This is a genomic window from Citrobacter youngae (assembly GCF_003818115.1).
Classification (GTDB): domain Bacteria; phylum Pseudomonadota; class Gammaproteobacteria; order Enterobacterales; family Enterobacteriaceae; genus Citrobacter; species Citrobacter youngae.
This window is the reverse complement of the sequence record NZ_RPOI01000010.1, coordinates 134,291-153,072: the sequence shown is the minus strand read 5'-3', so window position 1 is coordinate 153,072 and position 18,782 is coordinate 134,291. Positions and strand designations below refer to the sequence as shown.

17 protein-coding genes and 1 pseudogene are annotated in these 18,782 nt (G+C 53.6%); 14 read left to right on the top strand and 4 right to left on the bottom strand.

All coding sequences use genetic code 11. From position 1 onward, the window contains the following. Nucleotides 1–120: 120 nt before the first annotated feature. A complete protein-coding gene (locus EHN13_RS09450; protein ID WP_101742405.1) occupies nt 121–1,047 on the top strand; it encodes an Rpn family recombination-promoting nuclease/putative transposase in 927 nt (308 codons plus the stop codon). 50 nt (nt 1,048–1,097) lie between these two features. On the opposite strand, the gene dtpD is transcribed toward EHN13_RS09450, so the two are convergent. Beyond that, complete coding sequence (gene dtpD / locus EHN13_RS09445) at nt 1,098–2,579, bottom strand: dipeptide permease DtpD (protein WP_124021295.1); 1,482 nt, start codon at nt 2,577–2,579, stop codon at nt 1,098–1,100. Between the two features lie 289 nt (nt 2,580–2,868). Between dtpD and ybgI the strand changes: the two genes are divergently transcribed. From ybgI to nei, 8 genes are read left to right on the top strand one after another with little or no spacing between them, the layout of a single operon-like run. Continuing rightward, nucleotides 2,869–3,612 carry a radiation resistance protein YbgI gene (gene ybgI / locus EHN13_RS09440; protein WP_105242157.1) on the top strand — a complete coding sequence of 248 codons (744 nt, stop codon included), beginning with the start codon at nt 2,869–2,871 and terminating at the stop codon, nt 3,610–3,612. A gap of 15 nt (nt 3,613–3,627) precedes the next feature. Then, nucleotides 3,628–4,284: a 5-oxoprolinase subunit PxpB gene (gene pxpB / locus EHN13_RS09435; protein ID WP_124021294.1), complete on the top strand. Its 657-nt coding sequence runs from the start codon at nt 3,628–3,630 to the stop codon at nt 4,282–4,284. Further along, entirely contained in the window at nt 4,278–5,210 is a 933-nt protein-coding gene (gene pxpC / locus EHN13_RS09430; protein WP_061067535.1) for a 5-oxoprolinase subunit PxpC, read from the top strand. The genes pxpB and pxpC overlap by 7 nt, the downstream gene beginning before the upstream one ends. Beyond that, a complete protein-coding gene (gene pxpA / locus EHN13_RS09425) occupies nt 5,200–5,934 on the top strand; it encodes a 5-oxoprolinase subunit PxpA (RefSeq protein WP_124021293.1) in 735 nt (244 codons plus the stop codon). Before pxpC ends, pxpA begins: the two co-directional genes overlap by 11 nt. A 53-nt stretch (nt 5,935–5,987) precedes the next feature. Beyond that, complete coding sequence (locus EHN13_RS09420) at nt 5,988–6,710, top strand: DUF969 domain-containing protein (protein ID WP_005122560.1); 723 nt, start codon at nt 5,988–5,990, stop codon at nt 6,708–6,710. Beyond that, nucleotides 6,707–7,702 (top strand): DUF979 domain-containing protein, encoded by a 996-nt coding sequence (locus tag EHN13_RS09415; protein ID WP_124021292.1) that lies wholly within the window; start codon nt 6,707–6,709, stop codon nt 7,700–7,702. The genes EHN13_RS09420 and EHN13_RS09415 overlap by 4 nt, the downstream gene beginning before the upstream one ends. A 9-nt stretch (nt 7,703–7,711) precedes the next feature. Further along, nucleotides 7,712–8,356 carry a pyroglutamyl-peptidase I gene (gene pcp / locus EHN13_RS09410; RefSeq protein WP_101742404.1) on the top strand — a complete coding sequence of 215 codons (645 nt, stop codon included), beginning with the start codon at nt 7,712–7,714 and terminating at the stop codon, nt 8,354–8,356. Between the two features lie 14 nt (nt 8,357–8,370). Further along, nucleotides 8,371–9,162 (top strand): endonuclease VIII, encoded by a 792-nt coding sequence (gene nei / locus EHN13_RS09405; protein WP_124021291.1) that lies wholly within the window; start codon nt 8,371–8,373, stop codon nt 9,160–9,162. Here nei and EHN13_RS09400 read toward each other — a convergent pair. The 3 genes and pseudogenes from EHN13_RS09400 to EHN13_RS24135 all read right to left on the bottom strand — a co-directional run bounded on the left by EHN13_RS09400 (nt 9,159) and on the right by EHN13_RS24135 (nt 11,977). Further along, entirely contained in the window at nt 9,159–10,205 is a 1,047-nt protein-coding gene (locus EHN13_RS09400) for an AbrB family transcriptional regulator (RefSeq protein WP_048212257.1), read from the bottom strand. The genes nei and EHN13_RS09400 overlap by 4 nt on opposite strands. A 174-nt stretch (nt 10,206–10,379) precedes the next feature. Continuing rightward, on the bottom strand, nt 10,380–11,663 hold the full coding sequence (locus EHN13_RS09395) for a citrate synthase (protein WP_106671929.1): 1,284 nt from the start codon (nt 11,661–11,663) through the stop codon (nt 10,380–10,382). Nucleotides 11,664–11,869: 206 nt separating this feature from the next. Further along, nucleotides 11,870–11,977 (bottom strand): annotated as a pseudogene (locus EHN13_RS24135) (hypothetical protein). 383 nt (nt 11,978–12,360) lie between these two features. Here EHN13_RS24135 and sdhC point away from each other — a divergent pair. The 5 genes from sdhC (at nt 12,361) to sucA (ending at nt 18,770) form a co-directional block, all read left to right on the top strand. Continuing rightward, nucleotides 12,361–12,765 carry a succinate dehydrogenase cytochrome b556 subunit gene (sdhC, locus tag EHN13_RS09390; RefSeq protein WP_003831406.1) on the top strand — a complete coding sequence of 135 codons (405 nt, stop codon included), beginning with the start codon at nt 12,361–12,363 and terminating at the stop codon, nt 12,763–12,765. Then, on the top strand, nt 12,759–13,106 hold the full coding sequence (gene sdhD, locus EHN13_RS09385) for a succinate dehydrogenase membrane anchor subunit (protein ID WP_061067540.1): 348 nt from the start codon (nt 12,759–12,761) through the stop codon (nt 13,104–13,106). Before sdhC ends, sdhD begins: the two co-directional genes overlap by 7 nt. Then, complete coding sequence (gene sdhA, locus EHN13_RS09380) at nt 13,106–14,872, top strand: succinate dehydrogenase flavoprotein subunit (RefSeq protein ID WP_003022919.1); 1,767 nt, start codon at nt 13,106–13,108, stop codon at nt 14,870–14,872. The genes sdhD and sdhA overlap by 1 nt, the downstream gene beginning before the upstream one ends. A gap of 15 nt (nt 14,873–14,887) precedes the next feature. Then, on the top strand, nt 14,888–15,604 hold the full coding sequence (sdhB, locus tag EHN13_RS09375) for a succinate dehydrogenase iron-sulfur subunit SdhB (RefSeq protein ID WP_032948848.1): 717 nt from the start codon (nt 14,888–14,890) through the stop codon (nt 15,602–15,604). Between the two features lie 364 nt (nt 15,605–15,968). Next, on the top strand, nt 15,969–18,770 hold the full coding sequence (sucA, locus tag EHN13_RS09370) for a 2-oxoglutarate dehydrogenase E1 component (protein WP_124021290.1): 2,802 nt from the start codon (nt 15,969–15,971) through the stop codon (nt 18,768–18,770). The last annotated feature ends 12 nt before the right edge of the window (nt 18,771–18,782 follow it).

Sequence of the window (18,782 nt, the reverse complement as noted above, 5' to 3'; positions counted from 1 at the left end):
ACATGTTGCAGTCGGGTGATTTTAGCGCTGAAGCGTGCGCTCAGTACCGTGAATACCCTGCTGCACAAGTTTTCTCTCAGCAGTAAATTTCCGTCATCTGAATGAAAATGACGGAAATTAATGACAACGCCAACGACCTCCACCCCGCATGATGCGGTGTTTAAAACGTTTTTACATCATCCCGAAACTGCACGAGATTTTCTCGACATTCACCTGCCAGCTGAACTGCGGATGCTTTGCGATTTGAATTCGCTGCAACTGGAGTCAGAAAGCTTTATTGAAGCGGATTTACGTTCGCGCTACTCCGACGTGCTCTGGTCTTTGCACACACGCAACGGTGACGGTTATGTCTATGTGGTGATAGAGCATCAAAGTTCAGCCGAGCCACATATGGCTTTTCGTCTGTTGCGTTATGCGCTAGCGGCGATGCAGCGCCATCTGGACGCAGGGCACAAGGAACTGCCGCTGGTGATACCGATGCTGTTTTATCATGGCTGCCGAAGCCCCTATCCGTACTCATTGTGCTGGCTGGATGCCTTTGCCGACCCCGTGGCGGCAAGACAGCTTTATTCCAGCGCATTTCCGTTGGTAGACATAACGGTGGTACCCGATGATGAGATCATGGCTCACAGGCGAATGGCGCTGCTGGAATTAATGCAAAAACATATCCGTCAGCGGGATTTGATGGGGCTGGTAGAGCAACTGACCACGCTACTACTTACCGGATGCGCTAATGACACGCAACTGCAGGCGATGTTTAATTACATCCTACGATCCGGCGATGAATCTCGCTTTAATGAGTTTATGCAAGAGATGGCACAACGGATCCCCCAACATAAGGAGAGGCTGATGACTATTGCGGAGCGGTTACGGTTAGATGGATTACAGGAAGGTTTACAACAAGGGCTACAACAAGGCAAAGAAGTAGGAAAGCGAGAAGCTGCATTACGTATAGCGCAAACTATGCTGGAGCAGGGAATAGATCGCGCAATGGTACTACTAGTGACGGGGCTTACTGAAGAGGAACTCGCTGCAAGTTATGCGTAATTACCCGAAAAAACAGGCCCGAATAGTATTACATCATCGGGCCCTTACACTCAGGATTCTACCGCCAGCGGACGGTTTCTGAACTTAAGCGACTGGTACAGCCAAATCATCAGCACCAACGCCACACAGGCCAGCGCGCCCCAGGTAATTTCGCTAAAGACATCAATATAGGCGTTGATGGAATAGTTGATAGCACCGGAAGCATCAAACGCGCCCTGTGATGTCTGGTCGGCAATCACACCCGCCAGGTAGTTGGCAATGGCCCCGGAAAGCAGCATATAGATGCCGGTTAATACGCCGGTTACCCCTGGGATCTCAATGCGCGTAATTTGTGACATGGCGACAGGGTCGATAAACAGTTCGGCAAAGCCCATGACCGCTAGCCCCAATACCATCAGCGGCATGGAAGAGTGGCCGTAAGCTGCGGACCAACGGGCGCTTAAGGTCAGAATACAGAAACCCGCACTCATTAACCCCAGACCGAGAGCAAACTTACCCCAGATACGAACGGTACGATTGCCACTCACGCTTTCTTTGACCACCCAGGCCAGCACGATACCGCACAACATAACGGCGAAGGCGTTTACCGACTGAAACATGGCAGTAGGGACTGAATATCCCATCACGTCGCGATTAACAAAACGGTCGATATACAAGCTGATGGAGCTACCACCCTGCTGTGCAAAGGCCCAGAACAACAAGCTGAAGAAGGTCAGCGTGACGATAAGCCCCAGCTCTTTACGCTGTTTCTGCGTTTGCGCCTGACGGTAAATTTTTGCCAGAACAGCCAAACCAATGACGGTGGCGACAATCAGCGCGTACACGGACCACTCTTTCCAGAACAGGACGGTAATTAAAAGCGGTGCGGCGACCAGCAGAACCAGCAGCCAGGCCCAGTTCGGCAGAATGAGCGATTTGGCACACAGCACGGCTTTATTGACGCCGGTGGTGTGAGCGAAATGACGATTCCCGCATAAGAAAATGACCAGCCCGGCCAGCATACCGATAGCAGCCAGCGCAAAGCCCATTGCCCAACTGTACTCTTCCTGCACATAGCCGCAGGCGATAGGGGCAATAATTGAACCAATGTTACCGGCGGCATAGAGCAGAGAGAACCCGCCGTCACGGCGCGGATCTTCTGGTTTATACAATTCACCCAGCAGGCAACTGATGTTGGATTTAAACAAACCGTAGCCACAGACAATAATGGCCAGAGATAAATAGAGAAACACCGGAGCCATTTCACTGGCGCCCAGGACCAGATGTCCCACTGCCATCAAAAATGCGCCAATCATTACCGCCATGCGGTTACCGAGCACTTTATCCGCCAGGTATCCCCCGAGAATAGGCGTGACATACACCAGCGAACAGTAAGCACTGAACAGTTCATACGCGTGATTATCGTTGTACTTAAGCTGGTTAGTGAGATACAGGATCAGCAGTGCACGCATGCCATAAAAACTGAAGTATTCCCAAATTTGCAGCGCGACGACGTAATAAATCGCGCGCGGCTGAGATGCTTGTTTATTCATTATTTTCTCGAAGTAAATGCCTCACGACGGGAGGAACGTGCCGTGTGAGTGTGTTTCCTTAAAGTTGTAACTTTGATACAGATCTGATTATTTTTGCAATATGCTGTCTGATTGCATAAATATACATGAATAAAATCTCATGGTGGTAAGCAATTTACGTTTACAGGCCGCGTGATTGTTTCTTGATGTGTCAGCGAAATGGCTATCGACGAACGGAGATGAGGACGCTATTTTAACTGAAGCTGTGTTGCTGATTGGGCAGGCAGAATTTATGACAACGAGGACGATGATGAAAAACACCGAGCTGGAACAACTGATTAACGACAAGCTGAACAGCGCAGCCATAAGCGACTATGCACCGAATGGTTTGCAGGTTGAGGGCAAAGAAACGGTGCAAAAAATCGTGACCGGCGTAACCGCAAGCCAGGCATTACTGGATGAGGCTGTTCGCCTTGGGGCCGATGCGGTCATCGTTCATCATGGTTATTTCTGGAAAGGCGAATCTCCGGTTATTCGTGGCATGAAGCGCCGGCGTCTGAAAACGCTGCTGGAAAATGACATCAACCTGTATGGCTGGCATCTGCCGTTGGATGCCCACCCCGAACTGGGGAATAACGCACAGCTGGCCGCGCTCTTGGGGATCACGGTGATGGGGGAGATAGAGCCTCTGGTACCGTGGGGGGAACTCTCTATGCCGGTTCCTGGGCTGGAACTGGCATCCTGGATTGAAGCGCGTCTGGGACGTAAACCGTTATGGTGCGGTGATACCGGGCCTGAAAACGTTCAGCGTGTTGCCTGGTGTACGGGGGGCGGTCAAAGTTTCATTGATACCGCAGCCCGCTTTGGTGTTGATGCTTTTATTACCGGGGAAGTTTCTGAACAAACCATTCACTCTGCCCGCGAGCAGGGACTGCATTTCTATGCTGCCGGTCACCATGCTACCGAACGCGGCGGTATTCGTGCATTGAGCGAATGGCTGAATGAAAATACCGATCTGGATGTGACGTTCGTCGACATCCCTAACCCAGCCTGATAAAGAGGGACGAAAGTGCAGCGAGCGCGTTGTTATCTGTTAGGTGAAACCGCGGTGGTTCTGGAGCTGGAACCGCCGATTACGCTGGCAACTCAGAAACGCATCTGGCGTCTGGCCCAGCGTCTGGCTGATGCTCCGAATGTACTTGAAGCCATTCCGGGAATGAACAATATCACGGTGATCCTGAATTCCCCGCAGACGCTGGCGCTGGATGCCATTGAACGCCTGCAACGTTGGTGGGAAGAGAGCGAGGCGATGGAGCCGGATTCGCGCTTTGTCGAAATCCCCGTTATCTATGGCGGCGAATACGGGCCCGATCTGGCCGAAGTCGCCCGGCACAGTGGTTTGAGCGACAAGCAGGTCGTTGAATTGCATGCGTCAGTTGATTATGTCGTCTGGTTTTTAGGGTTTCAGCCGGGATTTCCCTATCTTGGGAGCTTACTGGAACCATTGCATACACCAAGACGAGCCGAACCGCGCTTACTTGTTCCGGCAGGGTCGGTGGGGATCGGCGGGTCACAAACCGGTATCTACCCGATTGCAACGCCCGGCGGGTGGCAATTGATAGGACGTACCGCCGTTAAGCTTTTTGATCCGCAGCGCGAGGAGCCGATCCTGTTACGGGCTGGAGATACTGTACGTTTTGTCCCGCAGAAGGAGGGCGTATGTTAAACATCATTCGTGCTGGCCTGTACACCTCCGTACAGGATGGGGGGCGTCATGGCTTTCGTCAGTCAGGGATAAGTCACTGCGGCGCGTTGGACAAACCGGCATTGAACGTCGCTAATCTGCTGGTAGGAAATGATGCGAATGCTGCTGCGCTGGAAGTCACGTTGGGTCAGCTGGTGGTGGAGTTTGACGCGGATGGTTGGTTTGCCTTGACCGGCGCGGGATGCGAAGCGCATTTGGATCGTACTCCGGTATGGAGCGGTTGGCGGCTGCCGGTTAAAGCCGGACAACGCCTGTCATTAAAACACCCGCATCATGGTATGCGCAGTTACCTGGCGGTGGCGGGCGGTATTGATGTTCCCGACGTTATGGGATCGCGCAGTACCGATTTGAAAGTTGGTATTGGCGGGTTTGAAGGACGTTTGTTACGTGATGGCGATAAGTTGGCGATTGGCGTTTCAACACGACAATTCAATGGCCCACAAGGGGTAAAACAGTTGATGTGGGGCAACCACATTCGTGCGCTGCCCGGACCTGAATATCAGGAATTTGACGAGGCATCGCAGGCATCGTTCTGGCGATCGCCGTGGCGACTGAGCCCACAGAGTAACCGTATGGGGTATCGCCTGCAGGGGCAGCCACTGACACGCGCGACGGACCGCGAGATGTTGTCACACGGTTTGCTCCCCGGCGTGGTACAGGTCCCGCATAACGGGCAGCCAATTGTACTGATGAACGATGCCCAGACCACGGGCGGATATCCGCGTATCGCCTGTATCATCGAGGCGGATATGTATCACCTTGCGCAGATCCCTCTTGGACAACCGATTCACTTTGTTCAGTGCTCGCTGGAAGAGGCGTTGAAGGCGCGTCACGATCAGCAGCGCTATCTGGAACAATTAGCATGGCGACTTAACGATGAAAATTGATTTGAATGCAGATCTCGGCGAAGGCTGTGCGAACGACGCGATGCTGCTCCAACTGGTGTCATCGGCCAATATTGCCTGTGGGTTTCACGCCGGTGATGCGCAGACCATGCTCTTAAGCGTGCGCGAAGCGCTAAAAAATGGCGTGGCAATAGGCGCGCATCCGAGCTTTCCGGATCGGGAAAATTTTGGTCGTAGCGCCATGACCCTGCCTGTGGAAACGGTTTATGCGCAAACGCTGTATCAAATTGGTGCGCTGGCGACCATCACGCGCGCTGAGGGCGGCGTGATGCGTCATGTCAAACCGCACGGCATGCTTTATAACCAGGCCGCAAAAGATCCTGTGCTGGCCGATGCGATAGCCAGAGCGGTTTATGCCTGCGATCCGTCATTGATACTGGTAGGGCTGGCGGGAAGTGAGTTGATCCGTGCCGGAGAACATTATGGCCTGGTGACGCGTCAGGAGGTTTTTGCAGATCGGGGGTATCAGGCTGATGGTAGTCTGGTTCCGCGTAGTCAGCCAGGTGCACTGATCGAAGACGAAGAGCAGGCGCTGGCGCAAACGTTAGAAATGGTGCAGTCCGGGAGAGTAAAAAGTCACAGTGGAACATGGGCAAGCGTAACCGCGCAGACGGTATGCATTCACGGGGATGGTGAGCACGCACTCGCTTTTGCCCGTCGTTTGCGCAGCGCCTTTAATGCATGCAATATTCAAATTAGCACGTAAGTTTATTCATACAAAACAATAAGATATTACACAACAACATAAAGGATTTAATTATGGGAGAGGCTATTTCTCTCTGGCCATTGACGGGGATCGCCGTCATCGTGGTCGGATTTCTTTTACGTTTTAACCCGGTATTGGTGGTTATCGTTGCCGGGATCGTCACCGGGCTGGCAGCGCATATGCCAATCGCCACTATTCTCGAAAAGCTGGGTGAAGGCTTTCTCAACACCCGCAACCTGCCGTTTATACTGCTGATTCCGCTGGCAGTCATTGGTCTGCTGGAACGTCACGGTCTGAAAGAGCGTGCCCAGGCGTGGATCGCGAAAATCCGCAGCGCCACCAGTGGTCGTCTGCTGATTGTCTATCTGTTTATTCGTGAAGCGACCGCCGCGCTGGGCTTGACCAGCCTGGGTGGGCATCCTCAGATGGTACGTCCGTTATTAGCCCCGATGGCTGAAGGGGCAGCGGAGAAAAACCACGGGGAATTGCCGGGGGCCGTGCGTTATCGCCTGCGTGCAATGTCTGCGGCGACTGACAACGTTGGTCTGTTTTTCGGTGAAGACATCTTCGTTGCCTTTGGGGCAATCATTTTCATGCACAACTTTATGCTGGAGTCCGGTGGGATCCAGACCGAGCCACTGCATATTGCTTTGTGGGGGATCCCAACGGCAATTTGCGCCTTCTTGATCCACGGTACGCGCTTGTGGCGTCTGGATAACTATCTGCAGCGTGAGGTGGCGAAAGCCAATGCGGCAGCGAAAGGAGCAGCGCAATGAATTTTCAGCAAAGCTATCTCTACTGGCTGGCGGGTGCGGTACTGTTGATTGTGGCGGTGATGTCATGGCAGGACAAAGCGAACCCACGCCGTCTGAGCACGGGGCTGTTTTGGGGACTGTATGGTGTGCTGTTCCTGCTTGGCGACTGGACGTACTCACTGTTTGGCGACAAACGCGCGGTGCATATTGCCGTCGGTGTTGCGGTGGTTGTCCTGGCGCTGATCGCCGGTTTTGGCGGCGTGAAGCTGGGCAGCTACCATCAGCGTACACAACAACAGCGTGAAGAAAGCGCCAGTCGACTGGGTAATCGCCTGTTTTTCCCGGCGCTGGCTATTCCGGTGGTGACCGTTATCGGTGTACTGATGTTTAATCATATTCCGGGCTTGCAGGATGCGCTGTTTGGGCCAGGGAATCACGCCACACTGGTCACGCTGTTTTCGATGACCGCAGGTTCGCTGATTGGTCTGGCAATGGCGATAAAAATGACCCATGAGCGCGTCCATCAGCCCATTCAGGAAGCCCGTCGTCTGCTGGACTCCATCGGTTGGGCGTTCATCCTGCCGCAAATTCTGGCGACGCTCGGGCTGCTGTTTACGGCTGCAGGGGTGGGCAGCGGCATTTCATACCTGACCCAGGAATACCTCGCGGTAGATAGCCGTTTTATCGCCGTGGCGGTGTACACCATCGGCATGGCATTGCTGACCATGGTGATGGGCAATGCGTTTGCTGCTTTCCCGATTGTGACCGCCGGGATCGGTATTCCAATTCTTGTGTTGCAGCATGGTGGTAATCCCGCGGTGATGGCGGCTATTGGCATGTTTTCCGGCTATTGCGGGACATTGATGACGCCGATGGCAGCGAACTTTAACATCGTGCCTGCAGCCCTGCTGGAGTTACCGGATAAAAACGCGGTGATTAAGGCGCAGGTGCCAACCGGCATACTGTTGTTGCTGGTTAACGTGTTCCTGATGTATTTCCTGATGTTCTTGTAAGGAGGAAGGATGAAAACGGTCTTAATCACCGGATTTGAACCCTTTGGCGGCGAGTCAGTTAACCCTTCCTGGGAAGTGGTCTCCGGGCTCGACAATGCTATCATCGCCGGGTGCCGCGTCGTTGCGCGTCAGCTACCGTGTGTGTTTGGCGAGTCTCTGGCCGTACTTAATGCCGCGATTGACGCGCTGTCACCGTCGTTGGTGCTGGCGGTGGGGCAGGCAGGAGGTCGTACCGATATTACCGTTGAGCGTGTGGCGATCAACGTGGACGATGCGCGTATCGCGGACAATCAAGGTCAACAACCGGTAGATGTGCCGATTGTCGCCGAGGGCCCGGCAGCATGGTTTAGCACGCTGCCGATCAAAGCGATGGTGATGGCGATGCGCAACGCGGGAATTCCGGCCTCGGTTTCCCAGACCGCTGGCACTTTCGTGTGTAACCACGTGATGTATGGCCTGCTGCATAAACTACGCGACGCCCCGGCGGTGAAGGGCGGTTTTATCCATATTCCTTATCTGCCACAACAGGCCGCCGCGCACCCCGGAGCGCCAAGTATGGCGAGCGAAACGGTGCGCCGGGCGCTGGAAATTGCCATTGACACTGCATTGCAGGTGAACAGCGATATTGCGGTGACGGGCGGTGCAACACACTAACAAAGGACAGTATTATGCCTGAAGGCCCGGAGATCCGCCGCGCGGCGGATAACCTGGAGGCGGCAGTCAAAGGCAAACCCCTGACGGATGTCTGGTTTGCCTTTGAGCAGTTAAAACCGTATCAATCCCAACTCATCGGGCAGAGTGTTACCCAGCTTGAAACGCGGGGGAAAGCCTTGCTGACCCATTTTTCCAATGGCCTGACGCTGTACAGCCACAATCAGCTTTACGGCGTGTGGCGAGTGGTCAATACCGGCAACATTCCGCAAACCACGCGGGTGCTGCGCGTCAGGCTGCAAACAGAGGATAAAACTATCCTGCTGTATAGCGCGTCTGATATCGAGATGCTGACGCCAGAGCAGCTTACCACCCATCCGTTCCTGCAGCGGGTTGGGCCTGACGTACTGGATGTACGTTTAACGCCCGATGACGTTAAAGCACGTCTGCTTTCATCCCGTTTTCGTAATCGCCAGTTTTCCGGTCTGTTGTTGGATCAGGCATTTCTCGCGGGATTAGGTAACTATCTGCGGGTAGAAATTCTCTGGCTGGTGGGGTTGACCGGGCAACATAAAGCGTCACAGATTAGCGATGAACAGTTGGATGCACTGGCGCATGCGCTGCTTGATATTCCTCGTCTGTCCTACAACACCCGTGGGCTGGCGGATGAGAACAAGCATCACGGGGCGCTGTTTCGCTTTAAGGTTTTTCACCGGGACGGAGAAGCCTGTGAGCGCTGTGGTGGGATCATCGAGAAAACGACACTTTCCTCGCGACCGTTTTACTGGTGTCCGGGCTGCCAGCATTAGGTAGGCTGTCTTGGCGCATGCGCTGAGATAAACCGCGCCACCGCCGGACCGGTCAATAAGATACTGAACAGCCGCAGGGTTTGCATCGCCATGATTAGCGCCATATCGGCGTGGCTGCCTGCGGCAATTACCGCGACGGAATCCACGCCACCTGGGCTGGTCGCCAGATAGGCGGTGAGAAAATCGATTTGCATGTAATGCGCCAGACCCCAGGCCATAGCGGCGCAGATCGCCATCAGTGAAAAAATGGACAACAGGATCTGCGGCAAAGGGCGCAGCGCCATTAAAAAGATCTGCTTGTCAAAACCCAGGCCGATTTGCCAGCCGATGGCCATATACGCTATCGCCAGTAGCCATTCCGGCAGTTCAATTACCATCACACCACCTGCGTTCAGCAGTGCGCCCGCCAGCATAGGCAGGAGCATGACGCCAGAGGGAATACGCAGTAAGCGCCCGGCTATACCGGCAACTGCGGCCAGCAAGATGGTGCTCAACAGATTAATACTCAGCGGTGGAAACCAGACGATTTGCTGACCGACCGTTTGCGCCTGATCGCCCATGACAAATCGGGTTACCAGCGCGGCAGCGCCGACCACCAACAGTACCCGCAGATACTGCATAAAGGCAACCAGGCGGATGTCAGCGCCATAATCCTGCGCCATCGCAACCATCGCGGCTGCCCCACCAGGTGATGAACCCCACGCGCCGGTGTTCCCTGGTAGATTGCTGTAGCGAACCAGCAGCCAGCCGATTACCGCGCTGCTAATGAGGGTTACCAGCAGGATGACAATTACCATCGGCCAGTGTGCCGCAAGCGTGGTTAAAATAGATCCTGTGAGGTTTTGCGCAATCATACAGCCGAGAACGGCCTGCGCGGCAAGAAATGTGCAGCGGGGAGGGTGCAGGGAGATCCCGCGCATACTGAAAATGATACCGACGATCATCGAACCGAGCAGCAATGCGCCTGGGAGATGTATCAACAGGAAGAACAGGGAAAGAAGGAGCGATAGCAGAAACAACAGGCTCCACTGTAAAACAGGCATCCCATGCTCCTGAGTTAAATGACGGAATTCTCAGTAAATCATAGAGAAAGCGTGATGAGAATAAAATAATGTGGATCAATAAAAACAGGCCGGACTCTGGCTTCAACGCCTTGTCCGGCCCGGGAGAGTTGATTGCTGTAAGCCGGACAGGCGCTAACGCTATCCGGCAGACAATTAACGCTTAATATCAGACTTAAAATCACGCTTGTCGTAGCCGGTGTACAGCTGACGTGGACGGGCGATTTTCATGCCATCGGTGTGCATTTCGTTCCAGTGCGCAATCCAGCCAACGGTGCGCGCCATGGCGAAGATAACGGTGAACATGGAGGACGGAATACCCATCGCTTTCAGAATGATGCCGGAGTAGAAGTCGACGTTCGGGTAGAGTTTCTTCTCGATGAAGTACGGGTCGTTGAGCGCAATGTGCTCAAGCTCCATGGCCACTTCCAGCAGATCGTCTTTGGTGCCCAGCTCTTTCAGCACTTCGTGGCAGGTTTCACGCATCACGGTCGCGCGTGGGTCATAGTTTTTGTAAACACGGTGACCAAAGCCCATCAGGCGGAAAGAATCATTCTTGTCTTTCGCGCGGCGAACAAATTCCGGAATGTGTTTAACAGAGCTGATTTCTTCCAGCATTTTCAGGGCAGCTTCGTTTGCGCCGCCGTGTGCCGGTCCCCACAGGGAAGCAATACCGGCCGCGATGCAGGCAAACGGGTTAGCGCCAGACGAACCCGCAGTACGTACGGTAGAGGTTGAGGCGTTCTGTTCGTGGTCGGCGTGCAGGATCAAGATACGGTCCATTGCGCGTTCCAGAATCGGGTTTACTTCGTATTTTTCGCACGGCGTGGAGAACATCATGTTCAGGAAGTTACCGGCGTAGGAGAGGTCGTTACGCGGGTATACGAACGGCTGTCCGATGGAGTATTTGTAGCACATCGCGGCCATGGTCGGCATTTTGGACAGCAGGCGGAAGGCGGCGATTTCACGGTGACGCGCGTTGTTTACATCCAGCGAGTCGTGATAAAACGCTGCCAGCGCTCCGGTGACACCGCACATAACGGCCATCGGGTGAGAGTCGCGGCGGAAACCGTGGAACAGACGCGTGATCTGCTCGTGGATCATGGTATGGCGAGTGACTGTGGTTTTGAACTCGTCGTACTCTTCCTGCGTCGGTTTTTCGCCGTACAGCAGGATATAACACACTTCCAGATAGTTGGACTCGGTCGCCAACTGGTCAATCGGGAAGCCGCGATGCAGCAAAACACCTTCGTCACCGTCGATGAAAGTAATTTTGGATTCGCAGGATGCGGTAGAGGTAAAACCTGGGTCAAAAGTAAACATCCCTTTTGAGCCAAGGCTACGAATATCAATAACGTCCTGACCGAGCGTACCTTTCAGCACATCCAGTTCAATAGCAGTATCACCATTTAGAGTGATTTTTGCTTTAGTATCAGCCATTTACGGTCTCCTTAGCGCCTTATTGCTTAAGACTGCCGGAACTCAAATTTGCCTTCGTGCATCAATAAACCGTTACCAGTTTGTTATTTGGCTCGCCGCTCTGCGAAAGAGGGGGTGACCTGGGTACAGAGCTATGGGCGCTTGCAGGTAAAACGGTCTTTTCATGGCGAATAAACTGCAAATCAAGAACTTAGCAATCCGAATTATTAAACCTGTCTATCACTAATAACTGTCCTGAAGGTATTGGTCAATACTTCCACACTGTTACATAACTAAATCTCCGGTGAAAGAGTGACCCCATAACTTTTACGCATTATATGCTTTTTCTGGTGTCGTTTGTAACAACTTTGTTTAATGATTGTCAAATCAGATGATTAAAAATTAAAATAATGTTGTTATCGTGACCTATGTCACTGTTCGGGATAAAACCCGACAAACTATATGTAGGTTAATTGTAATGATTTTGTGAACGTCCTATACTGCCGCCAGGTCTCCGGAATACCCTGCAATCCCGAGCCAACCAGCGTTGTAACGTGTCGTTTTAGCATCTGGAAGCAGTGTTTTATATGACGCGTAGTTATAGTAAGGACGCTGTCTGACCCGCACGCAGACCGGAGGAAGGAAATCCCGTCGTCTTTCAGGCTACAGGTGTCTTCATCTTCTGTACCCGAAGTCCAAAGGGAATAATAAGAACAGCATGTGGGCGTTATTCATGATAAGAAATGTGAAAAAACAAAGACCTGTCAATCTGGATCTACAAACGATCCGGTTCCCAATCACGGCGATAGCGTCCATTCTCCATCGCGTATCCGGAGTGATCACCTTCGTGGCGGTCGGGATTCTGTTGTGGTTATTGGGTACCAGCCTTTCCTCCCCTGAAGGTTTCCTCACCGCGTCATCCATTATGAATAACTTCTTTGTGGAGTTAATTCTGTGGGGGATCCTGATTGCGCTGGCCTATCACGCCGTTATGGGCATTCGCCATCTGTTAATGGATTTTGGCTATATCGAAGAAACCCTCGAAGCAGGGACACGCTCCGCCAAAATTTGTTTCGTTATTATTGTCGTGCTTTCACTTCTCGCAGGAGTCCTCGTATGGTAAGCAACGCCTCCGCATTAGGACGCAATGGCGTACATGACTTCATTCTGGTTCGTGCTACCGCTATCGTTCTGACGTTATACATCATCTATATGGTCGGCTTCTTCGCCACCAGCGGCGAGCTGACGTTTGAAATCTGGACCGGTTTCTTCTCATCGGCATTCACCAAAGTCTTCACCCTGCTGGCACTTTTCTCCATCTTGATTCATGCCTGGATCGGCATGTGGCAGGTGTTGACCGACTACGTTAAACCTCTGGCTGTGCGCCTGATTCTGCAACTGGCTATCGTCGTTGCGCTGGTGGTTTACGTCATTTATGGATTTGTTGTGGTGTGGGGTGTGTAATGAAACTGCCAGTCAGAGAATTTGATGCTGTTGTGATTGGTGCCGGCGGCGCAGGTATGCGCGCGGCGCTGCAAATTTCCCAGAGCGGTCAGACCTGTGCGCTGCTCTCCAAAGTGTTCCCAACCCGTTCCCATACCGTATCTGCGCAGGGTGGCATCACCGTTGCGCTCGGTAATACCCATGAAGATAACTGGGAATGGCACATGTACGACACCGTTAAAGGGTCGGACTACATTGGTGACCAGGACGCTATTGAATATATGTGTAAAACCGGTCCGGAAGCGATTCTGGAGCTGGACCACATGGGGCTGCCGTTCTCTCGCCTCGACAATGGCACAATTTATCAACGTCCGTTTGGCGGCCAGTCGAAGAACTTCGGCGGTGAGCAAGCGGCACGTACTGCGGCAGCGGCAGACCGTACCGGTCATGCGCTGTTGCACACGCTGTATCAGCAGAACCTGAAAAACCATACCACCATCTTCTCCGAGTGGTATGCGCTGGACCTGGTGAAAAACGCCGATGGCGCGATTGTCGGTTGTACCGCGCTGTGTATTGAAACCGGTGAGGTAGTTTACTTCAAAGCCCGTGCCACCGTGCTGGCGACCGGCGGTGCTGGCCGTATTTATCAGTCCACCACCAATGCCCACATTAATACCGGTGACGGTGTTGGTATGGCTATCCGCGCTGGCGTGCCGGTGCAGGATATGGAAATGTGGCAGTTCCACCCAACCGGTATCGCCGGAGCAGGCGTTCTGGTAACAGAAGGCTGCCGTGGTGAAGGTGGCTACCTGCTGAACAAACACGGTGAGCGCTTCATGGAGCGTTATGCGCCGAACGCGAAAGACCTGGCGGGTCGTGACGTGGTGGCGCGTTCCATCATGATCGAAATCCGTGAAGGTCGCGGTTGCGACGGCCCATGGGGTCCGCACGCCAAGCTGAAACTCGACCACCTGGGTAAAGAAGTACTGGAATCCCGTCTGCCGGGCATTCTCGAACTGTCTCGCACCTTTGCTCACGTTGATCCGGTGAAAGAGCCGATCCCGGTTATCCCAACCTGCCACTATATGATGGGCGGTATTCCGACCAAAGTCACCGGCCAGGCGTTGACCGTAAACGAGCAGGGCGAAGATGTGGTGATCCCTGGGCTGTTCGCAGTAGGTGAAATTGCCTGCGTATCCGTTCACGGTGCAAACCGTCTGGGCGGCAACTCGCTGCTGGACCTGGTGGTGTTTGGTCGTGCGGTGGGTCTGCATCTGCAAGAGTCGATTGCCGAGCAGGGTGACCTGCTGGATGCGACCGAAGATGAAATCGATGCTTCTCTGGCGCGTCTGAACCGCTGGAACGGTAACCGCAACGGTGAAGACCCGGTGGCGATTCGCAAAGCGCTGCAGGAATGTATGCAGCATAACTTCTCGGTATTCCGCGAAGGCGATGCGATGGCGAAAGGTCTGGAAGAGCTGAAAGCGATTCGCGAGCGTCTGAAAAATGCCCGTCTGGACGATACCTCCAGCGAGTTCAACACCCAGCGCGTTGAGTGCCTGGAGCTGGACAACCTGATGGAGACCGCGTACGCCACCGCAGTATCTGCAAACTTCCGTACTGAAAGCCGTGGCGCGCATAGCCGCTTCGACTTCCCGGAACGTGATGATGAAAACTGGCTGTGCCATTCCCTGTACCTGCCAGAATCGGAATCCATGACACGACGTCAGGTCAATATGGAACCGAAGCTGCGCCCGGCATTCCCGCCGAAGATTCGTACTTATTAATGCGGAGACAGGACAATGAAACTCGAGTTTTCAGTTTATCGCTATAACCCGGATGTTGACGACGCTCCGCACATGCAGGATTACACCCTGGAGGCGGAAGAAGGGCGCGACATGATGCTGCTGGATGCATTGATGCAGCTGAAAGAAAAAGACCCATCGCTGTCGTTTCGCCGTTCCTGCCGTGAAGGGGTCTGCGGCTCCGACGGTCTGAACATGAACGGTAAAAATGGACTGGCCTGTATCACACCTATTTCTGCGCTGAATCAGCCGGGCAAGAAAATTGTCATTCGCCCGCTGCCGGGCTTACCGGTTGTGCGCGATTTGGTGGTAGACATGGGGCAATTCTACGCACAGTATGAGAAGATTAAACCTTACTTGTTGAATAATGGGAAAAATCCGCCGGCTCGTGAGCATTTACAAATGCCTGAGCAGCGTGAGAAGCTCGATGGGCTGTATGAATGTATTTTGTGTGCATGCTGCTCAACGTCCTGCCCATCATTCTGGTGGAACCCGGACAAGTTTATTGGCCCGGCAGGCCTGCTGGCCGCGTATCGCTTCTTAATTGATAGCCGCGATACCGAGACCGACAGCCGCCTGGAAGGTTTAAGTGACGCTTTCAGCGTATTCCGCTGCCATAGCATCATGAACTGCGTCAGCGTATGTCCTAAAGGGCTGAACCCGACGCGCGCCATCGGCCATATTAAGTCGATGTTGCTCAAACGTAGTGCATAAATAGTTGTTGTTGCCGGGGAAGTGATTCCCCGGTAGTGCAGGAAACCTCTAAAAACTGCCACATTGATAGCAATAATCGTAGCCTGAACAGCGACGATTATTAGACAGTTTTTAAAGGTTCCTTAGCGGACGCAGAAAACACGACAGTCCGCAACAAGTGAACCCCGGCACGCACATCGGTGTGCGTGGTAGTATCCACGGCGAAATACTCGTCATAGATCACGTTGCATGTGCGTTGGCTGCGCTTGCTCACCCCGGTCACTTACTGGATGTAAGCTCCCAGGGATTCGCAAGCTTGCCGCCTTCCTGAAACGTGATCTATTTAGAGTATTAAATAAGCAGAAAAGATGCTTAAGGGATCACGATGCAGAACAGCGCTTTGAAAGCCTGGTTGGACTCTTCTTACCTCTCTGGTTCTAACCAGAGCTGGATAGAACAGCTCTATGAAGACTTCTTAACCGACCCTGACTCGGTAGATGCTAACTGGCGTTCGACGTTCCAGCAGTTACCTGGTACCGGAGTCAAACCGGATCAACTCCACTCAAAAACACGTGATTATTTCCGTCGGCAGGCGTTGATTACCCCACGTTACTCTTCTTCTATTTCCGACCCTGATGCCAATGTGAAGCAGGTTAAAGTCCTGCAGCTCATTAACGCCTACCGTTTCCGCGGTCATCAGCATGCGAATCTCGATCCGCTGGGACTGTGGCAGCAAGAAAATGTGGCCGATCTGGATCCGTCCTTCCACGATCTGACCGATGCGGATTTCCAGGAAAACTTTAACGTAGGTTCTTTTGCCGGCGGCAAAGACACGATGAAGCTGAGCGACCTGGTTGTCGCGCTGAAACAAACCTACTGCGGCCCGATTGGCGCCGAGTATATGCACATCACCAGCACCGAAGAAAAACGCTGGCTTCAACAGCGTATTGAGTCTGGCCGTGCCGCGTTCAGTAGTGAAGAGAAGAAACGCTTCCTCAGCGAACTGACGGCAGCGGAAGGTCTGGAACGCTACCTGGGTGCGAAGTTCCCGGGCGCAAAACGCTTCTCGCTGGAAGGTGGAGATGCGTTAATCCCAATGCTCAAAGAGATGATCCGCCACGCCGGCAACAGCGGTACCCGTGAAGTGGTGCTGGGTATGGCGCACCGTGGTCGTCTGAACGTTCTGGTTAACGTACTGGGCAAACGCCCGCAGGAACTGTTCGACGAATTTGCGGGCAAACATAAAGAACACCTCGGAACCGGTGACGTGAAGTACCACATGGGCTTCTCGTCGGATATCGAAACCGAAGGCGGTCTGGTACACCTGGCGCTGGCGTTTAACCCGTCGCACCTGGAAATCGTTAGCCCGGTGGTTATCGGCTCCGTACGTGCACGTCTGGATCGTCTGGACGAGCCAAGCAGCAATAAAGTGCTGCCAATTACCATCCACGGTGATGCGGCGGTAACCGGGCAGGGCGTGGTTCAGGAAACCCTGAACATGTCGAAAGCGCGTGGTTATGAAGTGGGCGGTACCGTGCGTATCGTGATCAACAACCAGGTGGGCTTTACGACCTCTAACCCGCTGGATGCGCGTTCTACACCGTATTGCACCGACATCGGTAAAATGGTTCAGGCGCCGATTTTCCACGTTAATGCGGATGACCCGGAAGCGGTCGCTTTCGTGACGCGTCTGGCGCTGGATTTCCGTAACACCTTCAAACGCGATGTGTTCATCGATCTGGTGTGCTACCGCCGTCACGGCCACAACGAAGCCGACGAGCCGAGCGCAACTCAGCCGCTGATGTATCAGAAAATCAAAAAGCATCCGACCCCGCGTAAAATCTACGCTGACAAGCTGGAAGCGGACAAAGTCGCCACGCTGGAAGATGCGACCGAAATGGTCAATCTGTATCGTGACGCACTGGATGCTGGCGAATGCGTGGTGAAAGAGTGGCGTCCAATGAACATGCACTCCTTCACCTGGTCGCCATACCTCAACCACGAGTGGGACGAAAACTACCCGAACAAGGTTGAAATGAAGCGTCTGCAGGAGCTGGCAAAACGCATCAGTACCGTGCCTGAAGCCGTTGAAATGCAGTCGCGTGTTGCCAAAATTTACGGCGACCGTCAGGCCATGGCCGCAGGCGAGAAGCTGTTCGACTGGGGTGGCGCAGAGAATCTGGCTTATGCCACGCTGGTTGACGAAGGCATTCCGGTACGTTTATCGGGTGAAGACTCCGGTCGCGGAACCTTCTTCCACCGCCACGCGGTGATTCATAACCAGGCGAACGGTTCAACCTACACGCCGCTGCAGCATGTGCATAACGGTCAGGGCACGTTCCGCGTATGGGACTCCGTGCTGTCTGAAGAAGCGGTACTGGCGTTCGAGTATGGTTATGCCACGGCAGAACCACGCACGCTGACCATCTGGGAAGCGCAGTTCGGCGACTTTGCCAACGGTGCGCAGGTGGTTATCGACCAGTTCATCTCTTCCGGCGAGCAGAAGTGGGGCCGTATGTGCGGTCTGGTTATGCTGCTACCGCACGGCTATGAAGGTCAGGGTCCGGAGCACTCCTCTGCACGTCTGGAACGTTATCTGCAACTTTGCGCTGAGCAAAACATGCAGGTTTGCGTCCCGTCTACCCCGGCACAGGTCTACCACATGCTGCGTCGTCAGGCGCTGCGTGGGATGCGTCGTCCGCTGGTGGTGATGTCACCGAAGTCGCTGCTGCGTCATCCGCTGGCAGTGTCTACGCTGGACGAACTGGCAAATGGCACCTTCCTGCCAGCCATTGGCGAAGTCGATGAACTTGATCCGAAAGGCGTGAAGCGTGTCGTGATGTGTTCTGGTAAGGTTTATTACGACCTGCTGGAGCAACGCCGCAAGAATGGCCAAAAAGATGTTGCCATTGTGCGCATCGAACAGCTCTATCCGTTCCCGCATAAAGCGGTGCAGGAAGCGCTGAAACCGTTTGCTCATGTACATGATTTTGTCTGGTGCCAGGAAGAGCCGCTCAACCAGGGCGCATGGTACTGCAGCCAGCATCATTTCCGTGAAGTAATTCCATTTGGGTCAGCTCTGCGTTATGCAGGTCGCCCGGCCTCTGCCTCTCCGGCAGTAGGATATATGTCCGTTCACCAGAAGCAGCAACAAGATCTGGTTAATGACGCGCTGAACGTCGATTAAATAAAGGATAAA